The 7,943-nt window shown below is 41.4% G+C and carries 6 protein-coding genes; all 6 read left to right on the forward strand.

Going from position 1 to position 7,943, the window contains the following annotated elements:
• The first annotated feature begins 198 nt into the window (after positions 1–198).
• The 6 genes from sdhC to odhB all read left to right on the forward strand — a co-directional run bounded on the left by sdhC (position 199) and on the right by odhB (position 7,840).
• Positions 199–576, forward strand: coding sequence for a succinate dehydrogenase, cytochrome b556 subunit (gene sdhC, locus GQR46_RS12940; protein ID WP_076914908.1), 378 nt, complete (start codon positions 199–201; stop codon positions 574–576).
• Positions 567–914: a succinate dehydrogenase, hydrophobic membrane anchor protein gene (sdhD, locus tag GQR46_RS12945; protein ID WP_007586873.1), complete on the forward strand. Its 348-nt coding sequence runs from the start codon at positions 567–569 to the stop codon at positions 912–914. Before sdhC ends, sdhD begins: the two co-directional genes overlap by 10 nt.
• Positions 915–2,687 carry a succinate dehydrogenase flavoprotein subunit gene (gene sdhA, locus GQR46_RS12950; RefSeq protein WP_007375750.1) on the forward strand — a complete coding sequence of 591 codons (1,773 nt, stop codon included), beginning with the start codon at positions 915–917 and terminating at the stop codon, positions 2,685–2,687.
• A 10-nt stretch (positions 2,688–2,697) separates the two neighbouring features.
• Positions 2,698–3,414, forward strand: coding sequence for a succinate dehydrogenase iron-sulfur subunit (locus tag GQR46_RS12955; protein WP_007375751.1), 717 nt, complete (start codon positions 2,698–2,700; stop codon positions 3,412–3,414).
• A 94-nt stretch (positions 3,415–3,508) separates the two neighbouring features.
• A complete protein-coding gene (gene sucA / locus GQR46_RS12960; protein WP_165727883.1) occupies positions 3,509–6,328 on the forward strand; it encodes a 2-oxoglutarate dehydrogenase E1 component in 2,820 nt (939 codons plus the stop codon).
• Between the two features lie 3 nt (positions 6,329–6,331).
• Positions 6,332–7,840: a 2-oxoglutarate dehydrogenase complex dihydrolipoyllysine-residue succinyltransferase gene (odhB, locus tag GQR46_RS12965; protein WP_165741166.1), complete on the forward strand. Its 1,509-nt coding sequence runs from the start codon at positions 6,332–6,334 to the stop codon at positions 7,838–7,840.
• Positions 7,841–7,943 lie beyond the last annotated feature (103 nt).

Consider the following 7,943-nt stretch of genomic DNA (forward strand, 5'->3'; position numbering starts at 1 on the left):
TGTGGGTATATATACTAACGGTGGTTTTAAACCGTATTGTATTTGGGTAAACATATTCTTAACAGCTTAAAATTTACAGGTTTGTGAACTTTAATTGTTTTGGTACGTTTATTTTGATAGTTCCATCAGTAATATTTGGTGGGTTTTTAGAAAAACAAGTAGATGAGCTCCACTGTGAGCAAAGATGGGCAAGTAACTGTGAAAAAGCAAAGACCTGTAAATCTAGATCTAACAACTATATCTATGCCGGCAACGGCTAAAGCTTCAATTTTTCACCGCGTCACCGGTGTTGCATTATTTTTTGCTTTAACGTTTGTCATTTGGGCTTGGTCTGAGTCTCTCTCTTCAGCTGAAAGTTTTGAATTCGTCAAGGGTCTGTTTAACGGATTCATTGCCAAATTTATAGCTTGGGGCACTGTTTCTGTATTAGGTTATCACCTTATTGGTGGTATCCGTCATATGATTATGGATATGGGACATTGGGAAGAACTTGAATCAGGTAACCTCAGCGCTAAAGTTTCAATGGCTCTTGGTGTTGTGTTTGCCGTATTGGCAGGGGTGTGGATATGGTTTTAAATCAAGCAACTCTAAAACGTGATGGTGTACAAGATTTCGTATCTTTACGTACCACGGCATTAATAATCAGCGCTTACGCGATTTTTATTATCGGCTATTTTTTAGCGACGCCAGAAGTCACTTTCGAAGCCTGGACAGGCCTCTTCTCTAACCTAGCAATGAAAGGGTTTACGTTAATTACCCTTGTTTGCATTATGGTTCATACCCGCATTGGCCTTTGGCAAGTTCTTACAGACTATGTTAAGTGCGCAAAGCTTCGTGCAGTTTTAGGTTTTGTATTAAACCTAATGGCCGTTGCTTACGTAGCTATTGGTCTAATCGTATTATGGGGTGTTTAAGTGAAATATTCTGTTCGTGAATTTGACGCCGTAGTAATTGGTGCAGGTGGTGCAGGTATGCGCGCTGCTTTAGCAATTACAGAATCTGGCAAAACGTGTGCATTAATATCTAAAGTATTTCCAACGCGCTCACACACTGTATCTGCTCAAGGCGGTATTACGGTTGCGCTTGGTAATTCACACGAAGATAACTGGGAATGGCATATGTACGATACCGTTAAAGGTTCCGATTTTATCGGTGACCAAGACGCTATTGAATACATGTGTCAAACTGGCCCAGAAGCTATTACCGAATTAGAAAACATGGGTTTACCATTTTCTCGTTTTGAAAATGGCCGTGTTTACCAACGTCCTTTCGGTGGTCAATCGAAAAACTTTGGTGGTGAACAAGCCGCACGTACTGCAGCAGCTGCTGACCGTACTGGTCATGCTTTATTACACCTTCTATATCAACAAAACGTTAAAAACAAAACAAATGTATTCTCTGAATGGTATGCACTTGATTTAGTTAAAAACGATAATGGTGATGTAGTAGGGTGTACTGCAATTGAGATTGAGACAGGTGAAGTTACCTTCTTCAAATCTAAAGCTGTTGTATTAGCTACTGGTGGTGCAGGTCGTATATTTGCATCAACCACTAATGCTCACATTAACACTGGTGACGGTGTTGGTATGGCAACACGTGCTGGTATTTCTATGCAAGACATGGAAATGTGGCAGTTCCATCCAACGGGTATCGCAGGTGCTGGTACGCTAGTAACTGAAGGTTGTCGTGGTGAAGGCGGTTATCTTTTAAATAAAGATGGCGAACGCTTCATGGAACGTTACGCACCAAACGCAAAAGACTTAGCGTCTCGCGACGTTGTTGCACGTTCAATGATGACTGAAATCCGTGAAGGTCGTGGTTGTGATGGTCCTTGGGGTCCACATCTTAAGTTAAAACTTGACCATTTGGGTGAAGAAACACTTAATTTACGTCTTCCAGGCGTATGTGACCTTGCTAAAACATTTGCTCACGTTGACCCTGCAAAAGAGCCAATTCCAGTAATTCCAACTTGTCATTATATGATGGGTGGTGTTCCTACTAATGTAAATGGACAAGCGCTACAAATCGATGCTCAAGGCAACGAAACAGTAGTTCAAGGTTTATTTGCAGTAGGTGAGATTGCATGTGTATCTGTACACGGTGCAAACCGCTTAGGTGGTAACTCATTACTTGATTTAGTTGTGTTTGGTCGTGCTGCGGGTAACTTCTTAGGTAAGTACCTAAATGACGTTGAAATATCTAAAGCTGCTTCAGAATCAGATTTAGAAGCGTCTCTTGCACGTTACAATCGTTGGGAAAATTCAACGGCTGGCCAAGGTGAAGATCCAGTTCAAATCAAAAAAGACCTACAACAATGTATGCAGCTTAACTTCTCGGTATTCCGTGAAGGTGACTCAATGGCTGCAGGTCTTCAAGAACTTAAAGAAATTCGCGAACGTCTGCAACATGCTCGTCTTGATGATAAATCATCAGACTTCAATACGCAGCGTATCGAATGTCTTGAACTAGATAACTTAATGGAAACAGCTTACTCGACTGCAGTAGCTGCAAACTTCCGTACAGAAAGCCGTGGTGCACATTCTCGCTTTGACTACCCAGATCGTGATGACGAAAACTGGTTATGTCACTCAGTATTCAATCCTGTAACGGATGAAATGAGTAAGCGTGATGTAAACTATGCGCCTAAAACGCGTGAAGCTTTCCCACCTAAAGCACGTGTTTACTAGGAGATAGACGATGGCACAAGTACAATTTTCAGTTTATCGTTATAATCCAGATGTTGACAACGCTCCTCGTATGCAAGAATACACCTTGCAAACAGAGGAAGGTCACGACATGATGGTGTTGGATGCACTTATTCTTCTAAAAGAACAAGATCCTACATTATCTTTCCGTCGTTCATGCCGTGAAGGTGTGTGTGGATCTGATGGTGTTAACATGAATGGTAAAAATGGTTTAGCATGTATTACTCCTTTATCTACGCTACAAAAAAATGGCAAAGGTAAAATCGTAGTACGTCCATTACCAGGTTTACCTGTGGTTCGTGACCTTGTTATTGACATGAGTCAGTTCTACACTCAGTACGAAAAAGTTAAACCTTATTTAATTAATGATCAGCCTGCAGCAGGCGAACGTCTTCAAACTATTGAAGAACGTGATAAATTAGATGGGCTTTATGAGTGTATTTTGTGTGCATGTTGTTCAACATCGTGTCCTTCGTTCTGGTGGAATCCAGACAAGTTCATTGGTCCAGCAGGCCTTCTTCATGCTTACCGTTTCTTGGCTGATAGCCGAGATACAGCAACTGAAGAACGTTTAGCGGATTTAGACGATGCGTTCAGTGTGTTCCGTTGTCACAGTATCATGAACTGTGTTAGCGTTTGTCCTAAGGGTCTTAATCCGACCAAAGCAATTGGACAAATCAAATCTATGTTACTAAACCGAGCGGTTTGATAGCTTAGTAAAGGTAAGATGGCTGATATTAAATTATATTAGCCATCTTGTTATAATAACTATTAATTTCTGCGCTAAAAAAAAGGGCTTATAAATGCACGAAGGTGTGATGAAGGCATGGCTAGAATCTTCACATTTAAACGGCGGCAACGTTGCTTATGTAGAAGAGCTTTATGAAGCGTATTTAGACGATGCGACTTCTGTGCCAGACGAATGGCGAGAAGTGTTTGAACAATTACCTAAAGTTGATGGTGTGGATGTTGAAGTAAAACATTCAGAGGTTCGAGCACAGTTTGCACAGCTTGCAAAAAACAAGCATAGAGAAGTAGTGGTAGCAGAGGGTAGTGGCGGTGACCTTAAACAGGTTAAAGTTCTACAACTTATTAATGCTTTCCGTTTTCGTGGACACCAAAATGCAAACCTAGATCCATTAGGTATTTGGCAACGAGAGCGTGTACGAGATTTAGAGCTAGAGTACCACGACCTATCTTCAAGTGATTTTGACCGCGAGTTTAACGTAGGGTCGTTTGCCGTAGGGCGCGATACTATGCCTTTAGGTGAACTATACCAAGCACTAAAAACTACATATTGTGGTTCAATTGGCGCTGAGTATATGCACATCACATCAACAGAGGAAAAACGTTGGTTACAACAGCGTTTAGAATCTGTCCAGTCTAGGCCAAAATTCTCAAAAGATGAAAAGCTACGTATCCTAAAAGGTCTTACGGCTGCTGATGGTCTTGAAAAATATTTAGGGGCTAAGTTCCCAGGTGCTAAGCGTTTCTCACTCGAAGGTGGCGATGCGTTAGTTCCAATGCTAAAAGAGCTTATTCACCGCGCTGGTGAAAGCGGCCAACAAGAAGCTGTTATTGGTATGGCTCACCGTGGTCGTTTGAATGTTCTTGTGAATGTACTAGGTAAAAACCCATCAGAATTATTTGATGAGTTTGCCGGTAAACACAAAGAGACATTAAGTTCTGGCGATGTTAAATATCACATGGGTTACTCATCTGACTTTGCTACTAAAGGTGGCAACGTACATATGGCGCTTGCGTTTAACCCATCTCATCTTGAAATTGTAAATCCAGTAGTTATGGGCTCAGTTCGCGCTCGTCTTGATCGCTTAGGTGATAGCTCTGGTATTAAAGCTCTACCAATTACAATTCATGGTGACTCTGCAGTTACTGGTCAAGGTGTTGTACAAGAAACATTTAACTTGTCACAAACTAATGGCTTTAGCTGTGGTGGTAGTATACGCATTGTTGTAAATAACCAAGTAGGTTTTACAACGTCTAAACAAGATGATGTACGCTCAACTGTATATTGTACTGACATAGCTAAAATGGTTCAGTCACCAATATTTCATGTTAATTCTGATGATCCTGAAGCTGTTGCATTTGTTACACAGCTTGCACTTGATTTCAGAAACCAGTTTAAGCGCGACGTAGTTATCGATTTAGTGTGTTACCGTCGCCATGGTCACAATGAAGCTGATGAGCCTAATGCAACTCAGCCTGTCATGTACCAAAAAATTAAAAAACATCCAGTTCCACGTTTAATTTACGCTGATCAACTGATTGCAGAAGGCTCTTTCTCTGAACAAGAAGTTAAAGCTCTAGCAGATGATTACCGTAATGCATTAGATGAAGGCAACTGTGTTGTTTCAGAAATACAGCCAGAGACTTCGCATTCTTCAGATTGGGCTAAATATGTTGGCCACGAGTGGAATGTTGATTACGACGCGAGTGTTTCTGTTGAAAGACTAAAAGAACTGGGTGAAAAAATTGCAACTTACCCAGAGCAATATGTTGCTCAATCTCGTGTTAAAAAGATTTACGATGATCGTAAGTTAATGGCAAGTGGTGAAAAAGCGCTTGATTGGGGTATGGCAGAAACACTTGCTTATGCAACAATTGCGACAGAAGGCACTGACATTCGTTTAACTGGACAAGATTCTGGTCGTGGTACATTCTTCCATCGCCATGCTGTTGTTCATAGTCAAACTGATGGTGCTACGTACACTCCTTTAGAGCACCTAAGTAAAGACCAAGGTACTTTTCAAGTATTTGATTCGGTTTTATCTGAAGAAGCCGTTGTTGCTTTTGAGTATGGTTATGCAACAGCAGAGCCTACATCACTAATACTTTGGGAAGCGCAGTTCGGTGATTTCGCCAATGGTGCACAGGTTGTATTTGACCAATTCTTAAGTTCTGGTGAGCAAAAATGGGGCCGTTTATGTGGTCTTACAATTTTGTTACCGCATGGCTACGAAGGTCAAGGACCAGAGCATAGTTCAGCGCGTTTAGAGCGTTTCTTACAACTATGTGCTGATCACAACATGCAAGTGTGTGTTCCGTCTACTCCGGCACAAGTTTACGCTATGCTTCGTCGTCAATCAGTTCGACCACTTCGTCGTCCACTGATTGTAATGACACCTAAGTCGTTACTTCGTCACCCTCTTGCTACTTCATCACTTGAAGAGCTTTCACACGGTGTTTTCCATAATATGATCGATGAAATTGATGATATTAACCCGGAGAAAGTAGAACGTGTTGTATTTTGTAGTGGTAAAGTTTACTACGAACTATTACAAGAACGTCGTAAGCTTGAGCAAGATAATGTTGCAATTGTACGTGTTGAACAGCTATATCCGTTCCCGCACGATGAAATGAAAACAATTATAGAGCGCTACCAACACGTAACTGATTTTGTATGGTGTCAAGAAGAGCCACAAAACCAAGGTGCATGGTACTGTTCACAACATCACTTTATTGATGCAATCCCACAAGGTGCTAAATTAAAATATGCAGGACGTAAAGCATCTGCATCACCAGCGTGTGGTTACATGTCAGTACATACTAAAGAACAACAAGCGCTCGTTGCCGACGCGCTTACTATAGAAAATAAAGGATAAGCAATGAGCACAGAAATTAAAGTTCCTGTTCTTCCTGAGTCGGTTGCAGATGCTACCGTTGCTACATGGCATGTAAGTGTTGGCGACAAAGTAACTCGCGATCAAAACTTAGTAGACATTGAAACAGATAAAGTGGTTCTAGAAGTTGTTGCACAGCACGACGGTGTAATTACAGAGATATCACAAGAAGAAGGTGCAACCGTACTTGGCGATCAAGTTATGGGTTTACTTGGTGATGCTGATGCAGCGCCAGCAAGTGAAGGTTCAACTAAAGAAGAATCAGCACCAGCTAAATCAGAAGACGCGCCAGCGGCGCAATCAGCATCAGAAGGTAAAGAAGTGGATATTAAAGTACCTGTACTTCCAGAATCAGTTGCAGACGCAACAATTGCTACATGGCATGTACAACCAGGTGACGCTGTAACACGCGACCAAAACTTGGTAGATATTGAAACAGATAAAGTTGTTCTTGAAGTAGTAGCTCAAGAAGATGGCATCATGGGTGATATCATTCACGGAGAAGGTGATACTGTATTAGGCGAGCAAGTAATTGGTTCGGTTAAAGCAGGCGGTGCACCAGCGGCTCCAGCTGCAAAAGCAGACGCAGCGCCAGCAGATTCAAGCGAAAGCTCAGATGTGTTAACTCCATCAGTTCGTCGTTTAATCGCTGAAAAAGGCTTAGACGCTTCTAAAATTAAAGGCACGGGTAAAAATGGTCGTGTAACTAAAGAAGACGTTGATACTTTCTTAAAAGCACCAGCGCCAGCGGCTAAAAAAGCAGAAGCTTCTGCTCCAGCAGCACCGATGGGCGATCGTACACAAAAACGTGTACCTATGACTCGTTTACGTAAAACGATTGCGACACGTCTTCTTGAAGCTAAAAACTCAACTGCAATGTTAACAACATTCAACGAAGTGAACATGGGACCAATCATGAGCCTTCGTAAGCAGTATCAAGAAACGTTTGAAAAGCGTCATGGCATTCGTTTAGGTTTCATGTCTTTCTACGTGAAAGCGGTAACTGAAGCACTTAAACGTTTCCCTGATGTTAACGCATCAATTGATGGTGACGATATTGTTTACCATAACTATTTCGATATCAGCATTGCAGTATCTACTCCACGTGGTCTAGTTACTCCAGTACTTAAAGATTGTGACAAACTATCTGTTGCTGAAATCGAAAAAGGTATTCGTGAACTAGCACTTAAAGGTCGTGATGGTAAGCTAACGCTTGCTGATATGACGGGTGGTAATTTCACTATTACTAATGGTGGCGTATTTGGTTCATTGCTATCTACACCTATCATTAACTTGCCACAATCTTCGATTTTGGGTATGCATAAAATCCAAGATCGTCCTATGGCAGTAAATGGTAAAGTTGAAATACTTCCTATGATGTATTTAGCACTTTCTTATGACCACCGCATCATTGATGGTAAAGAATCTGTTGGTTTCTTAGTGACTATTAAAGAGTTACTTGAAGATCCAACTCGCTTATTGCTAGATGTTTAATCTAGTTGTATGAAATGTAAGCTGTGAATGAACATTCACAGCTTTTTTTTTGCGCCTTTGGTCGTACTGGGGTTTTCATGTTAAGCCTTGGGATCTATACTAG

Origin of the sequence: Pseudoalteromonas sp. Z1A6 (assembly GCF_011378745.1) — a bacterium.
Classification (GTDB): Bacteria; Pseudomonadota; Gammaproteobacteria; order Enterobacterales; family Alteromonadaceae; genus Pseudoalteromonas; species Pseudoalteromonas arctica.

Bases quoted from the DNA above. Each gene is read 5' to 3' on its own strand.
- sucA (WP_165727883.1), top strand. From the start codon at position 3,509: ATGCACGAAGGTGTGATGAAGGCATGGCTAGAATCTTCACATTTAAAC.
- sdhD (WP_007586873.1), top strand. From the start codon at position 567: ATGGTTTTAAATCAAGCAACTCTAAAACGTGATGGTGTACAAGATTTC.
- odhB (WP_165741166.1), top strand. From the start codon at position 6,332: ATGAGCACAGAAATTAAAGTTCCTGTTCTTCCTGAGTCGGTTGCAGAT.
- GQR46_RS12955 (WP_007375751.1), top strand. From the start codon at position 2,698: ATGGCACAAGTACAATTTTCAGTTTATCGTTATAATCCAGATGTTGAC.